The 16,365-nt window shown below is 58.4% G+C and carries 13 protein-coding genes; all 13 read left to right on the forward strand.

All coding sequences use genetic code 11. The features are described 5' to 3' along the window. Positions 1-31: 31 nt before the first annotated feature. The 13 genes from serC to JWV26_RS20205 all read left to right on the forward strand — a co-directional run bounded on the left by serC (position 32) and on the right by JWV26_RS20205 (position 16,360). Positions 32-1,117, forward strand: a complete 1,086-nt coding sequence (gene serC / locus JWV26_RS20145; RefSeq protein WP_074914462.1) for a 3-phosphoserine/phosphohydroxythreonine transaminase — start codon at positions 32-34, stop codon at positions 1,115-1,117. A 1-nt stretch (position 1,118) separates the two neighbouring features. After that, positions 1,119-2,213, forward strand: a complete 1,095-nt coding sequence (gene pheA, locus JWV26_RS20150) for a prephenate dehydratase (RefSeq protein ID WP_072424705.1) — start codon at positions 1,119-1,121, stop codon at positions 2,211-2,213. A 210-nt stretch (positions 2,214-2,423) separates the two neighbouring features. Next, positions 2,424-2,771 (forward strand): endonuclease domain-containing protein, encoded by a 348-nt coding sequence (locus tag JWV26_RS20155; protein ID WP_206417653.1) that lies wholly within the window; start codon positions 2,424-2,426, stop codon positions 2,769-2,771. A 192-nt stretch (positions 2,772-2,963) separates the two neighbouring features. After that, positions 2,964-4,073: a histidinol-phosphate transaminase gene (gene hisC, locus JWV26_RS20160; protein WP_206417654.1), complete on the forward strand. Its 1,110-nt coding sequence runs from the start codon at positions 2,964-2,966 to the stop codon at positions 4,071-4,073. Beyond that, positions 4,070-6,310 carry a bifunctional prephenate dehydrogenase/3-phosphoshikimate 1-carboxyvinyltransferase gene (locus tag JWV26_RS20165; RefSeq protein WP_206417655.1) on the forward strand — a complete coding sequence of 747 codons (2,241 nt, stop codon included), beginning with the start codon at positions 4,070-4,072 and terminating at the stop codon, positions 6,308-6,310. The genes hisC and JWV26_RS20165 overlap by 4 nt, the downstream gene beginning before the upstream one ends. Then, on the forward strand, positions 6,307-6,972 hold the full coding sequence (gene cmk, locus JWV26_RS20170; protein WP_072424708.1) for a (d)CMP kinase: 666 nt from the start codon (positions 6,307-6,309) through the stop codon (positions 6,970-6,972). The genes JWV26_RS20165 and cmk overlap by 4 nt, the downstream gene beginning before the upstream one ends. Before the next feature lie 149 nt (positions 6,973-7,121). Next, entirely contained in the window at positions 7,122-8,804 is a 1,683-nt protein-coding gene (gene rpsA / locus JWV26_RS20175) for a 30S ribosomal protein S1 (RefSeq protein WP_061239651.1), read from the forward strand. A gap of 294 nt (positions 8,805-9,098) precedes the next feature. Then, positions 9,099-9,383 (forward strand): integration host factor subunit beta, encoded by a 285-nt coding sequence (gene ihfB, locus JWV26_RS20180; RefSeq protein WP_003243558.1) that lies wholly within the window; start codon positions 9,099-9,101, stop codon positions 9,381-9,383. A 195-nt stretch (positions 9,384-9,578) separates the two neighbouring features. Next, positions 9,579-11,063 (forward strand): MBL fold metallo-hydrolase, encoded by a 1,485-nt coding sequence (locus JWV26_RS20185; protein ID WP_206417656.1) that lies wholly within the window; start codon positions 9,579-9,581, stop codon positions 11,061-11,063. A gap of 96 nt (positions 11,064-11,159) precedes the next feature. Further along, on the forward strand, positions 11,160-12,482 hold the full coding sequence (locus JWV26_RS20190) for a UDP-glucose dehydrogenase family protein (RefSeq protein WP_206417657.1): 1,323 nt from the start codon (positions 11,160-11,162) through the stop codon (positions 12,480-12,482). Between the two features lie 43 nt (positions 12,483-12,525). Continuing rightward, positions 12,526-14,160, forward strand: a complete 1,635-nt coding sequence (locus JWV26_RS20195; RefSeq protein WP_206417658.1) for a cytidylyltransferase domain-containing protein — start codon at positions 12,526-12,528, stop codon at positions 14,158-14,160. After that, positions 14,157-15,215 (forward strand): N-acetylneuraminate synthase family protein, encoded by a 1,059-nt coding sequence (locus JWV26_RS20200; protein ID WP_206417659.1) that lies wholly within the window; start codon positions 14,157-14,159, stop codon positions 15,213-15,215. Before JWV26_RS20195 ends, JWV26_RS20200 begins: the two co-directional genes overlap by 4 nt. Next, on the forward strand, positions 15,212-16,360 hold the full coding sequence (locus JWV26_RS20205; RefSeq protein WP_206417660.1) for a polysaccharide pyruvyl transferase family protein: 1,149 nt from the start codon (positions 15,212-15,214) through the stop codon (positions 16,358-16,360). Before JWV26_RS20200 ends, JWV26_RS20205 begins: the two co-directional genes overlap by 4 nt. The last annotated feature ends 5 nt before the right edge of the window (positions 16,361-16,365 follow it).

Raw genomic sequence — 16,365 nt, forward strand, 5'->3', positions numbered from 1 at the left:
GTGGCGTTCTGTGAATCTGAGAGAGACAGACGTGAGCAAGCGAGCTTTTAACTTCTGCGCCGGCCCGGCCGCGCTGCCGACCGCTGTACTGCAACGCGCCCAGGCCGAGATGCTCGACTGGCAAGGCAAGGGCCTATCGGTGATGGAGATGAGCCATCGCAGCGACGAGTACGTGGCCATCGCCAGCCAGGCCGAGCAGGACCTGCGTGATCTGCTCGCTGTGCCCAACGACTACAAGGTGCTGTTCCTGCAGGGCGGTGCCAGCCAGCAGTTCGCCGAGATTCCGCTGAACCTGCTGCCGGAAGACGGCGTGGCCGACTACGTCGAAACCGGCATCTGGTCGAAGAAAGCCATCGAAGAGGCGCGTCGCTATGGCGCCATCAACGTGGCTGCCAGCGCCAAGGCGCACGACTACTTCGCTATCCCCGGACAGAACGACTGGCAGCTTTCGAAAGACGCTGCCTACGTGCATTACTGCAGCAACGAGACCATCGGCGGCCTGCAGTTCGACTGGGTGCCGCAGGTCGGTGATACCCCGCTGGTCGCCGATATGTCTTCAGACATCCTCTCGCGCTCGCTGGACGTGTCGCAGTTCGGCCTGATCTACGCCGGCGCGCAGAAGAATATCGGCCCGAGCGGCCTGGTGGTGGTGATCGTCCGTGAAGACCTGCTCGGTCGCGCCCGTTCCAGCTGCCCGACCATGCTCGACTACAAGATTTCCGCCGATAACGGCTCTATGTACAACACCCCGGCGACCTATTCCTGGTACCTCTCCGGCCTGGTCTTCCAGTGGCTGAAGGAGCAGGGCGGCGTCGAGGCCATGGAGCGCATCAACCGCGCCAAGAAGGACCTGCTGTACAAGGCCATCGACGACAGCGATTTCTACAGCAACCCCATCGCTCACAACGCGCGTTCCTGGATGAACGTACCGTTCCGCCTGGCTGACGAGAAGCTGGACAAGGCCTTCCTGGCCGGCGCCGATGAGCGCGGCCTGCTCAACCTGAAAGGGCATCGCTCGGTCGGTGGCATGCGTGCCTCCATCTACAACGCCGTTGGCATGGATGCGGTCGAGGCGCTGGTGGCCTATATGGCCGAGTTCGAGAAGGAGCGCGCCTGATATGTCGGAGCAGGAACTGCAAGCGCTGCGGGTACGCATCGACAACCTCGATGAGCGCATCCTCGAGCTGATCAGCGACCGTGCGCGCTGCGCCGAAGAAGTCGCCCGTGTGAAGATGAAGGAATTGAAGGAGGGCGAGTCGCCCGTCTTCTATCGCCCCGAGCGCGAAGCTCAGGTGCTCAAACGCGTGATGGAGCGCAACCGGGGCCCGCTAGGCAATGAGGAAATGGCGCGGTTGTTCCGCGAAATCATGTCCTCGTGCCTGGCCTTGGAAAACCCGTTGAAAGTTGCTTATCTCGGCCCTGAAGGCACCTTCAGCCAGGCAGCGGCGATGAAGCACTTCGGTCATGCGGTGATCAGCGTGCCGATGGCGGCCATCGACGAGGTGTTCCGTGAAGTGGCTGCCGGTGCGGTCAACTTCGGCGTGGTGCCCGTGGAGAACTCCACCGAAGGCGCGATCAACCACACCCTCGACAGCTTCCTCGAGCACGACATGGTGATCTGCGGCGAAGTCGAGCTGCGCATCCACCATCACCTGCTGGTCGGCGAGACCACCAAGACCGACAAGATCACCCGTATCTATTCCCACGCCCAGTCCCTGGCGCAGTGCCGCAAGTGGCTGGATGCGCACTACCCGAATGTCGAGCGCGTGGCGGTCTCCAGCAACGCCGACGCCGCCAAGCGGGTCAAGAGCGAGTGGAACAGCGCGGCCATCGCCGGCGACATGGCGGCCAATCTGTATGGCCTGACCAAGCTGGCCGAGAAGATCGAGGACCGTCCGGACAACTCCACGCGCTTTCTCATCATCGGCAGCCAGGAAGTGCCGCCGACCGGCGACGACAAGACCTCGATCATCGTCTCCATGCGCAACAAGCCGGGCGCGCTGCATGAGTTGCTGGTGCCGTTCCACAATAACGGCATCGACCTGACTCGCATCGAGACTCGTCCTTCGCGCAGTGGCAAGTGGACCTACGTATTCTTCATCGATTTCGTTGGTCATCACCGCGATCCGCTGATCAAGGATGTGCTGGAAAAACTTGCCCAGGAGGCCGTGGCGCTGAAGGTGCTGGGGTCATATCCGAAGGCGGTGCTTTGAGTGGAGCCCCTCACCCCGCCCGGGCCCTCTCCCGAGGGAGGGGGAGGGGGAGGTGTACGGTGAACGTTTGATCAATCACGTGCAGTCATTGCGATCGTTAGCCTGGACATAGATTTCAGCCCTGCGCCGTTTTGCTTGTCTCCCCTCTCCCTCCGGGATAGGGGCCGGGGGTGAGGGTAGGAGTTATCACAGTTTAAAGAGAGGGCAAGGATGCCACCCAAGCACAGACCGCTTCCTGCATGGCATAAGCAGCGCGCGCGGGAATTGCGCACTACGGCAACCGATGCCGAGGTTCGTATCTGGTATTTCCTGCGCTCGGGGCGGCTGGGCGGTCTGAAGTTTCGCAGGCAGCACCCGTTGCCGCCTTACATCCTCGACTTTTACTGCGAGGCGGCGAAGTTGGCGGTGGAGCTGGACGGTTCGCAGCACGGTGGTGAAGACGACGCTGCAAGAACATTGGATTTAGAGCGTGAAGGTATCATGGTGCTGCGCTTTTGGAATGATCAGGCCTTGAAGGAAACCGAGGCTATGTTGCAGGAGACTTTATCGGGTGGCTAGCGAGCGGATTGCTTCTGATCGCTGAAAGCCCCCTCACCCCCAGCCCCTCTCCCGGAGGGCGAGGGGAGCGAATCGCAGGCGTCTCTGATTTGGGATGTAGCCTGCGGAACGCGGTCTTGCAGCCGCTGCCGAAACGGTTCTAGGGGTGAGGGCGGGGTGTGCCGCGAGCAATTGGATTGAAGAGGTTTGTACATGAGCTGTGATTTCATCGCCCTGGCCCAGCCAGGCGTGCAAAAGCTGTCCCCCTACGTACCAGGCAAGCCAGTCGACGAGTTGGCTCGTGAGCTGGGGCTCGATCCGGCCGGTATCGTCAAGCTGGCCAGCAATGAGAACCCACTCGGCCCGAGCGACAAGGTTCTGGCAGCGATTCGCGCCGAACTGGACGAGCTGACCCGCTACCCGGATGGCAATGGCTTCACCCTCAAGACTGCGTTGGCTGCCCGTTACGGCGTCGACGCCACGCAGGTGACGTTGGGTAATGGCTCCAACGATATCCTCGAACTGGTTGCCCGTGCCTATCTGGCACCTGGTCTCAACGCCGTGTTCAGCGACTACGCCTTCGCGGTTTACCCCATCGCCACTCAGGCAGTCGGCGCGCAGGGCAAGATCGTGCCGGCCAAGGATTACGCTCACGACCTGCAAGCGATGCTTGCCGCCATCGATGACAAGACCCGCGTCGTCTTCATTGCCAACCCCAACAACCCGACCGGTACCTGGTTCGGGCCGGATGCGCTGGAAGCCTTCCTGGCCCACGTGCCGGAGTCGGTGCTGGTGGTGCTGGACGAAGCCTATATCGAGTACGCCGAAGGCGACGAGCTGCCAGACGGTCTGGATTATCTGGCGCGCTATCCGAACCTGCTGGTCTCGCGCACCTTCTCCAAGGCCTACGGCCTGGCTTCGTTGCGTGTCGGCTACGCCATCAGCTCGCCGGCGATCGCCGATGTGCTCAACCGCGTGCGTCAGCCGTTCAACGTCAACAGCCTCGCGCTGGCCGCAGCCTGCGCCGCGCTGGCCGATGCCGATTACCTGGCCGAGAGCCGTCGCTTGAACGATGCCGGGATGCAGCAGCTGGAAGAGGGCTTGCGTGCCCTGGGTCTGAGCTGGATTGCCTCCAGGGCCAACTTCATCGCCGTCGATTTTGGTCGCGACACCGCCGCGATCAATCAGGCGCTGCTGCGTGAAGGGGTGATCGTGCGGCCGATGGCCGGTTACCGCATGCCGAATTTTCTGCGCGTCTCCATAGGTCTGCCGAGAGAGAACGCACGCTTCCTTGAGGCGCTGGCCAAGGTGCTGTCGGCGTGACTGTCACTGCAGTGCAATCCAATGCCCCTAAGATCGGCCGCCTGGTGGTGGTCGGCCTCGGCCTGATCGGTGGCTCCTTCGCCAAGGGCCTGCGTGAGCGTGGTCTGTGCCGGGAGGTGGTGGGGGTCGATCTGGATGCCGAATCGCGTCGTCTGGCGGTACAGCTGGGCGTTGTCGATCGTTGCGAGAGTGACCTTGCTGCCGCCTGTCAGGGGGCCGATGTCATCCAGCTGGCAGTGCCTATCCTGGCCATGGAGAAGGTGCTTGCTCAGCTGGCCGCGCTGGATCTCGGCAATGCCGTGCTGACCGACGTCGGTAGCGCCAAGGGGAATGTCGTGCGCGCGGCACGTCTGGCATTTTCCGGCAAGGCTGTGCGTCTGGTGCCCGGCCATCCCATTGCGGGGTCCGAGCAGAGCGGGGTGGAGGCGGCTAACGCCGAGCTGTTCCGGCGCCACAAGGTCATCCTGACGCCCTGCGAGCACAGCGATGAGGCTGCTCTGGCGCTGGTCGAAGGGCTGTGGCGCGAGCTGGGGGCGGATGTCGAGGCGATGGAGGTCGAACATCACGACCAGGTGCTTGCCGCCACCAGTCATCTGCCGCATCTGCTGGCCTTTACCCTGGTCGACTCGCTGGCCAAGCGCAGCGAGAACCTGGAAATTTTCCGCTACGCCGCTGGCGGTTTCCGCGACTTCACGCGGATCGCCGGTAGTGATCCGGTGATGTGGCACGATATCTTCCTCGCCAATCGCGAGGCCGTGCTGCGCACACTGGATACGTTTCGCGACGACCTCGACGCTTTGCGCGATGCGGTCGACGCCGGGGATGGGCATCAACTGCTGGGCGTGTTCACGCGCGCCCGCGTGGCCCGCGAACATTTCAGCAAAATTCTGGCCCGCAGGGCCTATGTGGACGCTATGCACTCGACCGATCTGATTTTCCTGGCAAAACCTGGTAGCTCGCTAGCTGGACGTATCCGCGTACCCGGTGACAAATCCATTTCGCACCGCTCGATCATGCTGGGTTCGCTGGCTGAAGGCACCACCGAGGTCGAAGGCTTCCTCGAGGGTGAGGACGCCCTGGCCACGCTGCAGGCATTCCGCGACATGGGCGTGGTCATCGAAGGCCCGCACCACGGCCGCGTGACCATCCATGGCGTTGGTCTGCATGGCCTGAAAGCACCGGCCGGCCCGCTGTACATGGGTAACTCCGGCACCTCCATGCGCCTGCTCTCCGGCTTACTGGCCGCGCAGCCGTTCGACACCACGCTGACCGGTGATGCTTCGCTGTCCAAGCGCCCGATGAATCGCGTGGCCAAGCCGCTGCGTGAAATGGGGGCGGTGATCGAGACTGGCCCGGAAGGCCGTCCGCCACTGACCATCAAGGGCGGTCAGCGCCTGACCGGAATGGCCTACGAAATGCCCATGGCCAGCGCCCAGGTCAAGTCCTGCCTGCTGCTGGCCGGCTTGTACGCCGCTGGCAACACCTCGGTTACCGAGCCAGCGCCGACCCGTGATCACACCGAGCGCATGCTGCGCGGCTTTGGCTACCCGGTCAGCGTCGAGGGCAGCACGGCCTGTGTCGAGTCCGGCCACAAGCTGAGCGCCACGCGCATCGAAGTACCGGCGGATATTTCCTCGGCTGCTTTCTTCCTGGTCGCTGCCAGCATCGCTGAGGGCTCCGAACTGGTGCTGGAACACGTCGGCATCAATCCGACCCGCACTGGCGTGATCGATATTCTCAAGCTGATGGGCGGTGACATCACCCTGGAAAACCAGCGTGAAGTCGGCGGTGAGCCAGTGGCCGACATTCGCGTGGGTGCGGCCAAGCTGAAAGGCATCGATATCCCGGAAGACCTGGTACCGCTGGCCATCGATGAATTCCCGGTACTGTTCGTTGCCGCTGCCTGTGCCGAAGGTCGCACCGTGTTGCGCGGCGCCGAAGAGTTGCGCGTTAAAGAGTCCGACCGTATCCAGGTCATGGCCGATGGCCTGATCGCCCTGGGCGTGAAGGCCGAGCCGACCCCGGACGGCATCATAATCGAAGGCGGTGCCATTGGCGGTGGCGAAGTCTGGGCGCATGGCGATCACCGTATCGCCATGTCCTTCAGCGTCGCTTCGCTGCGCGCCAGTGCGCCAATTCGTATTCACGACTGCGCCAACGTCGCCACCTCATTCCCCAACTTCCTTGCCCTGGCGGCTGAAGTCGGTATCAACGTGGCCGTAGAGGGCAGCGCATGAACGCCCCGGTAATCACCGTCGACGGGCCGAGCGGGTCGGGTAAGGGCACGCTTTGCGCCTTGCTGGCCAAGCAGTTGGGCTGGAATCTGCTCGACTCCGGTGCGCTCTATCGCCTGCTGGCCTTCGCTGCCGGCAACCACGGCATCGACCTGACCAACGAAGAGTCGCTCAAGCAGCTGGCCGCGCATCTGGATGTGCAATTCATCGACAAGCGCATCATCCTCGAGGGCGAGGAGGTGACTGACGCCATCCGTAATGAACAGGTCGGTGCCGGTGCTTCCATGGTTGCCTCGCTGCCTGCCGTACGCGAGGCGCTGCTGCAGCGTCAGCGCGCGTTTCAGGAGATGCCAGGCTTGGTGGCAGACGGTCGCGACATGGGCACCGTGGTGTTCGCCGACGCGCCGCTGAAGATTTTCCTCACCGCCAGCGCCGAGGAGCGTGCCCGTCGTCGTTACTTGCAGTTGAAGGCCAAGGGTGATGATGTTAATCTCGCGAGTCTTCTCGACGAGATACGGGCGCGCGACGAGCGCGATACCCAGCGCACGGTGGCTCCGCTCAAGCCGGCAGCCGACGCAATCGTGCTGGATTCCACTGAGCTGTCGATCGAGCAGGTACTTGAACGAATTCTGAGCGAGGTCGCTGATCGCGATCTTGCCGGGTAAAGAGTCGCAGCTGCTAGAAGCTGAAAGACTCGCAAGGAGGCATACGGGAGACCAGTCCTTGTCCCGTAGGCCTCTTTTTACGTGAACGAACCCACATGGTCTGGAATGTGGTTTGGGCGAATCCCCGCCCTTGATCAACAGGAATCAACATGAGCGAAAGCTTTGCAGAACTATTTGAAGAAAGCCTGAAATCCCTCGACATGCAGCCGGGCGCCATCATCACCGGTATCGTGGTCGACATCGACGGTGACTGGGTTACCGTTCACGCCGGCCTGAAGTCCGAGGGCGTCATCCCGCTCGACCAGTTCTTCAACGAACAAGGCGAGCTGACCATCAAGGTCGGTGACGAAGTCCACGTTGCGCTGGACGCGGTTGAAGATGGCTTCGGTGAAACCAAGCTGTCCCGCGAGAAAGCCAAGCGCGCTGAGTCCTGGCTGGTTCTGGAAGCTGCGTTCAACGCTGAAGAAGTGGTCAAGGGCGTTATCAACGGTAAGGTCAAAGGCGGCTTCACCGTTGACGTCAACGGCATCCGCGCGTTCCTGCCAGGTTCCCTGGTTGATGTCCGTCCGGTGCGTGATACCACTCACCTGGAAGGCAAAGAGCTGGAATTCAAGGTCATCAAACTGGACCAGAAGCGCAACAACGTTGTCGTTTCCCGTCGCAGCGTCCTGGAAGCCGAGAACAGCGCCGAGCGCGAAGCTCTGCTGGAATCCCTGCAGGAAGGCCAGCAAGTCAAAGGTATCGTCAAGAACCTCACCGACTACGGTGCGTTCGTTGACCTGGGCGGCGTAGATGGCCTGCTGCACATCACCGACATGGCTTGGAAGCGCATCAAGCACCCGTCCGAGATCGTCAACGTTGGCGACGAGATCGACGTCAAGGTTCTGAAGTACGATCGCGAGCGTAACCGCGTATCCCTGGGCCTGAAGCAACTGGGCGAAGACCCATGGGTTGCCATCAAGGCTCGTTACCCGGAAAACACCCGCGTTGTTGCCCGCGTCACCAACCTCACCGACTACGGCTGTTTCGCCGAGCTGGAAGAGGGCGTGGAAGGCCTGGTACACGTTTCCGAAATGGACTGGACCAACAAGAACATCCACCCGTCGAAAGTCGTCAACGTCGGCGACGAAGTGGAGGTCATGGTTCTGGACATCGACGAAGAGCGTCGTCGTATCTCCCTGGGTATCAAGCAGTGCAAGACCAACCCGTGGGAAGACTTCTCCGGTCAGTTCAACAAGGGTGACAAGATCTCCGGCACCATCAAGTCGATCACCGATTTCGGTATCTTCATTGGTCTGGACGGCGGCATCGACGGCCTGGTTCACCTGTCCGACATCTCCTGGAACGAAGCCGGCGAAGAAGCCGTGCGTCGCTTCAAGAAGGGCGACGAGCTGGAAACCGTCATCCTGTCGGTTGACCCGGAGCGCGAGCGCATCTCCCTGGGCATCAAGCAGCTGGAAGACGATCCGTTCAGCAACTACGTCTCCATCAACGACAAGGGCACCATCGTCCGTGGCGTTGTGAAAGAAGTAGACGCCAAGGGCGCCATCATTGACCTGGGCAACGAGATCGAAGCTACCCTGAAAGCCTCCGAAATCAGCCGTGACCGCGTTGAAGACGCGCGCAACGTCCTGAAAGAAGGCGACGAAGTAGAAGCCAAGATCATCAGCGTCGACCGCAAGTCCCGCGTCATCAGCCTGTCCGTCAAGTCGAAAGACGTTGAAGACGAGAAGGATGCGATGAAGGAACTGCGTAACAAGCAAGACGTTGAAAGCACCGGCCCGACCACCATTGGTGATCTGATCCGTGCCCAGATGGAAAACCAGAACTAAGTTCGGGTAATTCATCAAAAAAAGGCGACCTTCGGGTCGCCTTTTTCATTTCCGCATTCCCAATGACTCCGCCCTCGTAGGCGCTGCGCCCCGCAGCGAATGGCGGTCATCCCGCAATACTTAGCCCATACCCAAAAGCTTCGCTTCGAAGTAGGCCTCCTACGCAAAGCCCTCGTTATCACAACTAACCGCAAAACTCGCTAACACCTTGTTTTTTAGGCTGTTCAAAAGCTGACCCGCGTGCTACAACCGAACCGTCGAGTCTTCTAGCCGCTTGAAAAAGAAGGGAAAACCATGACCAAGTCGGAGTTGATCGAAAGAATTGTCACTCATCAGGGTCAGCTGTCCTCCAAGGATGTCGAGTTGGCCATCAAGACCATGCTGGAGCAAATGTCCCAGGCATTGGCCACGGGGGATCGCATCGAAATTCGCGGCTTTGGCAGCTTCTCGCTGCACTACCGCGCACCGCGCGTTGGGCGTAACCCGAAAACCGGTCAGTCGGTACGTCTGGACGGCAAGTTCGTGCCGCATTTCAAACCGGGCAAGGAGCTGCGGGACCGGGTGAACGAAGACGAATAGCCTCTTTGCCGGATGAGTCTGTGGAGCAGGTGCGCTCGCTGTTTTGCCTGAGTCGGGCCTGCTACTGCCTGTGCTTTGCCTTCGCGCTACCTCCACATCAGATGTTCGCTGCAAGCCCAGGTTTAACCTAGGGTGCGATCATGGCAAAATGCCGCCCTCTTTTTTCGCTCCTCTCCCCGGTTAATGGACTAACCCATGCCTTATCCTGAGATTCTTCATCATGGCGCCACGGATGGTGTTACCGGGTCTTGTCATCAATTATTCATGGATGCCCAGCACAGCCTGTTGATCGACTGTGGGCTGTTTCAAGGGGTGGAGACCTCGGCGGATGGCAAAGCCAGTGCGGACCGACTGGCCATCGATTTCTCCCTTGAGGGAATCCGTGCACTTGTCGCGCCCCATGTTCATGTCGACCATGTTGGCCGTATTTCCTATTTACTAGCGGCTGGTTTCAAAGGACCGATCCTGTGTAGTGAGCCTTCTGCCAAGCTGTTACCGATTGTGCTGGAGGATGCCTTCAAGCTCGGTATCAGTCGTGATCAGAGTCAGGTCGAGCGCTACATCAAGCTGATCGAGCAGCGCATCGTCGCCTTGCCCTACAGCACGTGGTTCATGGTGCGTGACAATGAGCAACTGCAGTGTCGCATTCGCCTGCAGCGTGCAGGGCATATTCTTGGATCGGCCTATGTGGAAATCGATTTGCGTTATCTGCAAGCTGATGAGAAGAAATGCGTTGTCTTCTCGGGAGATCTCGGTGCGCTCCATGCACCGGTGTTGCCGGCGCCCAAGCCGCCGAAGCGTGCAGACATTCTGGTGATCGAGAGCACCTATGGTGACCGTTTACATGAGGATCGCCGCAATCGTCGTCAGCGTCTGGAGCGTGTCATCGAACAGGCGCTGGCTGATCGCGGCACCGTTCTGATTCCAGCATTCAGTATTGGCCGCACCCAAGAGTTGCTCTACGAGCTGGAAGATATCCTGTACCGCAGGGCACAGCGCAGCCAGCCCCCTCTCCCCTCCGGGGAGAGGGTTGGAGTGAGGGGCGCTGCGCCGGCCATCGACTGGCACAACCTCCCCATCATCCTTGACTCGCCTCTGGCCAGTCGTTTCACCCAGGTCTACCGCGAGCTCAAGCCATTTTGGGATGACGAAGCGCTGCAGCGAGTCAAGCAAGGCCGCAAGTCGCTGGGGTTCGAGCAACTACTCACTGTCGACAGCCATCAGGCGCACCTGGCCATGGTCAACCGACTGGCTCAAACGGCCCAGCCGGCCATCGTCATCGCCGGCAATGGCATGTGCTCCAGCGGTCGCATCGTCAACTACTTGAAAGCCATGCTCGGCGATAAAAGGCATAATGTGCTCTTTGTCGGTTATCAGGCCAGGGGAACGCCCGGCCAGGCTATCCAGACTCATGGCCCTAAGGGCGGATATGTGGTTCTTGACGGCGAGCAGTATACGATAAGGGCTGGGGTCGCCAGCATAGGTGGCTACTCGGCTCATGCGGACCAGGCTGGACTGCTGAGATTCATCACAGGGATGCGCAAATGGCCGTCTGAGGTCCGGGTGGTGCATGGGGAGGTGGCGGCCAAATGTAGGCTGCTCGCGATCATCCTTGATAAGTATCGTGATATGCGCAGAGAAGTGCGAGCAGTTATTCCTGATGGTGTAATCCTTGGGTAAGGAAGCTAATGATTTTATTTGCTCGTTATTTTTCGTGCTGTAGTGTCCTTGTGGTTTTGTCGATTTTGCGTAGTTAGAATTTTAAAAGGCAGTTTCATGAAGGTTACCGTTTTTGGTGTCGGCTACGTAGGGTTGGTTCAAGGAGCCGTGCTTGCGGAAGTGGGGCATGAGGTTGTATGTGTCGACGTTGATGCGAATAAAGTGGAGCGCCTTAATCAGGGTGTTATTCCTATATATGAGCCCGGTCTTGAGGTGCTGGTAAGGGAAAATCATAGTTCTGGTCGTCTAAGCTTTACTACTGACCCCATTATGGCTGTTCACCACGGTGACGTTCAATTCATCGCCGTTGGTACTCCTCCGGATGAGGATGGTTCTGCTGATCTAAAGCATGTTCTTGCAGTTGCTAATACTATTGCGCGTGCGATGGAGCGCAATGTCATTATCATTGATAAATCCACTGTTCCGGTGGGAACTGGCGATATAGTTAGAGCGCATGTTGCGAGTGTATTGGCCGAGCGTGGCCGCACTGATCTTGTATTTGATGTTGCTTCCAATCCCGAGTTCTTAAAGGAAGGCTCTGCTGTTTCGGATTGTATGCGTCCAGATAGGATTATTATTGGTACGAGTAGCAAGCACACTGAAGAGGTGATGCGTGAACTTTATGCGCCGTTCAATCGTAACCATGAAAAGATCATCGTTATGGATGTGCGCAGTGCTGAGCTGACCAAATACGCTGCCAACTGTATGCTGGCTACCAAAATCAGCTTCATGAACGAAATGGCCAATCTTGCAGAAAGGCTCGGTGCAGACATTGAGATGGTCCGTCAGGGTATAGGCTCTGACCCGCGCATTGGCTACCACTTCATTTATGCCGGTGTTGGCTATGGTGGATCCTGCTTCCCTAAAGATGTCCAGGCATTGATACGTACAGCCGATCACATTGGCTTCGATGCCGCCCTGCTGAAAGCAGTCGAGGCACGTAATGAGCAGCAGAAGCGTGTTTTGATAGACAAGATTTGTGCGCATTTTGCCGGCGATCTTGCAGGAAAGACCTTCGCGTTATGGGGGTTGAGCTTCAAGCCCAATACTGATGACATGCGCGAGGCGCCCAGTCGTGTGTTAATGGAGGCATTGTGGGCTGCAGGGGCGCGTGTTCAGGCGTTTGATCCTGAGGCGAGGACGGAAGCTCGGCGTATCTATGGTCGGCGCGACGAACTAAGTTTGTGCGAGACCAAGGAGGCCGCCTTGCAGGGGGCAGACGCTCTTATCATTGTTACTGAGTGGCAGTCATTCAAGGCGCCCGATTTTGAGCTCATTAAGAACCAGTTGAGCTCGCCGGTTATTTTTGATGGGCGCAACCTGTTTGACCCAGTGCGCATGAGCAAGAAAGGGATTCGCTATTACTCCATCGGAAGGTAAGTGTTGCATTTGTCCGTGATGCCATGTCTGTTTTAGGTCCAAGATGAAACCGAATATTTTGATAGTCATACCGGCGCGTGGGGGCTCGAAAGGGATTCCTAGAAAGAATCTTCGAGCGCTGGCTGGCAAGCCTCTGATCTATTACAGCATCCAGACCGCATGTGCTTCCCGTTTTCAGCCGGATATTTATGTGTCTACTGACGATGGTGAGATAGCAGCCATCGCGGAAAAGCTCGGTGCCAAGATCATTCACCGTGAAGCCACCAAGGCGCAAGATCACACCACCCTAGACCCGGTGATCTTCGATGGCTACCAGCAGGCCTGCGCGAAAGAGGGCAAGACCTATGACCTGATCGTTACCTTGCAACCCACCTCGCCATTGCTCAAGAGCGCCTCTTTGGATGCCGCGTTGGAGCGTCTGATCGACGAGCCGGCGATAGACACCATCATTTCCGCACGCGATGACACGCACCTGACTTGGAAGCGCGAAGAAGGGCGTTATATCCCGAACTATGCCAAGCGGGTGAACCGCCAGTATCTGGAGCCTGTATTCAAGGAGACCGGTGGTTTCCTTATCACTCGTGGTTCCATCATTTCGGAGAACAATCGCATCGGTTCGCGAGTCGAACTGTACTTGCTGCAGGGCGGCGAGGATATCGACATCGATACCTACGAGGACTGGAGCCTTTGCGAGTTCTATCTCAAGCGCAAGAAGATTCTCTTCGTCGTGTCTGGCTACCAGCAGATAGGCCTTGGACATGTCTACAACACACTACTGATTGCCAATGACATCCTAAATCACCAAGTCGAGTTCTTGGTCGATGACAAGAGTCAGTTGGCCTACGAAAAGATCGCCTCGAAGAACTATCAGGTACACATGCAGAGCCAGGCGGACATAGTCGATGACATCCGGCGTCTGGCTCCCGACGTGGTCATCAACGACCGTCTCGACACCAGCGAGGCCTACATGGTTGCGCTCAAGGGCAACGGCATCAAGACAGTCAACTTCGAGGATCTGGGTGCCGGTGCGCGGTTTGCCGACTTAGTGATCAACGCCATCTACCCGGAGCGCGAAGTGTTACCCCGGCACTACTTTGGGCATGAGTACTTCATTCTGCGCGACGAATTTGTTCTGACCCCGGTTCGCCGGCCGGCGGAGTGCGTGCGCAAGGTGCTGCTGACCTTCGGTGGTGTCGACCCCAACAACTACACCCGCAAGGTCATCGAAGCCATCCACCCTTACTGCCGCGAGCACGGGATAGATATCAGCGTTGTGGCCGGGTTTGGCTATTCCCAGTATGAGACCCTGGAACCCTTTGCGGATGTCCAGGTGTTCCGCAACAGTATGACCATTGCCGAGCATATGAGCGGCGCCGACATCATCTTCACCTCCGCCGGGCGAACTACCTATGAGGTGGCTTCGCTGCAGATACCGGCCATAGTCTTGGCGCAGAACGAGCGGGAGCTGACACATTTCTTTGCCTCGGCCGAATACGGCTTCCTCAATCTCGGACTGGGAACTGCGGTTTCCAGCGCAGAAATCCTTCAGGCTTTCTCCGGTCTGGTGGAAAATTACCCACCACGCCAGTACATGAGTGGCCTTATGGCCAAATCCGATCTGGCAGGCGGCCGCAAGCGGGCGCTCAAACTGATCAACAATATCGTGGAGCAGGTATGAACATTCTCCAGTTGTTTAACTCGATCGACCCGCACGAAGCCAAGCTCTATCGCCCCTACGTGATCGCTGAGGCCGGTGTGAACCACGAAGGCTCCATGGATATTGCCAAGCGCTTGGTTGACGAGGCCAAGGAGGGCGGTGCCGACGCCATCAAATTCCAGACCTACAAGGCCGACACCCTGGCTTCCAAGCACTCGCCGGCATACTGGGATACCAGCAAGGAGCCGACGCTCTCCCAGCATGAGTTGTTTTCCAAGCACGACAAGTTCTGGAAGAACGAGATGGTGGCGCTCAAGGAATACTGCGACAGGGTCGGCATCGAGTTCATGAGCACCCCGTTCGACATCGAGTCGGCGACCTTCCTCAATGACCTGATGAACGTCTACAAAATCTCCTCCTCGGATATCACCAACAAGCCCTTCATCCAGTTCATGTGCGGCTTCAACAAGCCGATCATCCTCTCCACCGGTGCCAGTCAACTGTGGGAGATCCAGGAGGCCGTCAGCTGGATTGAGGCCTTCGGTAATCCGCTGGCGCTGCTGCACTGCGTGCTGAACTACCCGACCGCCGACGAGAACGCCAACCTGGGGATGTTGCTGGGGCTCAAGCGGGCTTTCCCGGACAAGCTGATCGGCTATTCCGATCACACCCTGCCCAATGACATGAAAGTCTGCGAAATGGCTACCCTGCTGGGCAGCGTGATCATCGAGAAGCACTTCAGCCACGACAAGACACTGCCGGGCAACGACCACTACCACGCCATGGACAAGGAGGACCTGAAAGTCTTCCGCCGCAACCTGGAGCGTACCTTCACCATTCTCGGCAACTTCAAGGTTGAGGCCCTGAGCGAAGAGGAGCCGGCGCGCCGCAATGCCCGTCGCAGTCTGGTCGCCACCCGTGACATCTCGATCGGCAAGGTGGTCGAGCTGGCCGATCTGACGTTCAAACGCCCCGCTCATGGCATCAGCCCGCGCGCCATCGATGAGCTGGTGGGCAAGACCGCCAAGCAGGCGATCAGCGAGGATGCCGTCTTGCAGTGGGGAATGTTTGAGTGAAGGATTACTACGTCATCCTGACGGGCAGCAAGAACAACGCCGGCGACTTTCTCATCAAGCATCGTGCGAAGAAGCTGTTTGCCGCCCTTAGGCCTGACCGGGAAATAGTCGACCTCGATGCCTGGAAGCCATTCGACGCTGCCACCTTGGAGTTGGTCAACAACGCCAAGGCCCTGATTCTCATGGGCGGGCCTGCGCTGCAGATGAACATGTACCCCGGCATCTACGCGCTGACAGCCAATCTCGACGCCATCACTACGCCCATCACCACTATGGGTATAGGCTGGAAGTCCATCAACGGTAGTTGGCAAGACACCTACGACTATCCGCTATCTGCCAGCACGCAGCAATTGCTGAATAAAGCCGTGAATTCAGGGCTGCCGTTGAGCGTGCGTGATTTTCACACATTCAATGTCTTGGCCTTCAAGGGTATCGACGACGTGATGATGACCGGTTGTCCAGCGTATTACGACCTTGATTTCATCGGTAAACCGTTCAATCCGCCGCAGACCTTTACAAAGGTCGCGTTTTCTCTGGGTGTCGCTTTGGTAGACAGCCCGGCCATGGAGCAGGCGATGAAAACGCAGATTTTGCAGCTGAAACAGTGGTTCGCCGACAGCGAATTTGAAGTGGTGTTTCATCACGCCCTTAATGCAGACACCTTCCTCAAAGCTCATAGCAAAGGCCGAAGCCACAATAGTAAGCATCGAGCGTTAGCCGACTGGTTGGTCGGGGAGGGCATCTCCTACGTAGATATTTCCGGAAGTGCCGAACGCCTAATGGAATACTATGCGGGCGTTGATCTGCATATCGGCTATCGTGTGCATGCACATATATTTATGAATTCGGTGCGTAAAGCCAGTGTGCTAGTTACCGAAGACGGTCGCGGTAGGGCCGTGGAAAAGGTCATTGGCGGTACCGTCATCGATGGCGTAGAGCGCTTCAAAGCTGACTTTTTCTCTAAGGTCGGCTCTAAGCTTGTGCCTGGATTTGAGCGTTACGTTGCCAATCCATTAGTGTTCCGCGAGATTAAGGTGGCGTTGATTTACGAGCAGCAAAATCAGTGGCGTCGACTCAACGTGTCGCACTGCATGATCGATGAAAATTTCGAGGTCATGAAAGACTTTCTCGCGAGGCTACCTTGAGTCCG

The organism is Ectopseudomonas toyotomiensis (genome assembly GCF_017167985.1).
Lineage (GTDB): Bacteria > Pseudomonadota > Gammaproteobacteria > Pseudomonadales > Pseudomonadaceae > Aquipseudomonas > Aquipseudomonas toyotomiensis.

Excerpts from the sequence above, each read along its gene's own strand:
- pheA (WP_072424705.1), top strand. The coding sequence starts at position 1,119 with ATGTCGGAGCAGGAACTGCAAGCGCTGCGGGTACGCATCGACAACCTC.
- JWV26_RS20155 (WP_206417653.1), top strand. The coding sequence starts at position 2,424 with ATGCCACCCAAGCACAGACCGCTTCCTGCATGGCATAAGCAGCGCGCG.
- hisC (WP_206417654.1), top strand. The coding sequence starts at position 2,964 with ATGAGCTGTGATTTCATCGCCCTGGCCCAGCCAGGCGTGCAAAAGCTG.
- cmk (WP_072424708.1), top strand. The coding sequence starts at position 6,307 with ATGAACGCCCCGGTAATCACCGTCGACGGGCCGAGCGGGTCGGGTAAG.
- rpsA (WP_061239651.1), top strand. The coding sequence starts at position 7,122 with ATGAGCGAAAGCTTTGCAGAACTATTTGAAGAAAGCCTGAAATCCCTC.
- ihfB (WP_003243558.1), top strand. The coding sequence starts at position 9,099 with ATGACCAAGTCGGAGTTGATCGAAAGAATTGTCACTCATCAGGGTCAG.
- JWV26_RS20185 (WP_206417656.1), top strand. The coding sequence starts at position 9,579 with ATGCCTTATCCTGAGATTCTTCATCATGGCGCCACGGATGGTGTTACC.
- JWV26_RS20190 (WP_206417657.1), top strand. The coding sequence starts at position 11,160 with ATGAAGGTTACCGTTTTTGGTGTCGGCTACGTAGGGTTGGTTCAAGGA.
- JWV26_RS20195 (WP_206417658.1), top strand. The coding sequence starts at position 12,526 with ATGAAACCGAATATTTTGATAGTCATACCGGCGCGTGGGGGCTCGAAA.
- JWV26_RS20200 (WP_206417659.1), top strand. The coding sequence starts at position 14,157 with ATGAACATTCTCCAGTTGTTTAACTCGATCGACCCGCACGAAGCCAAG.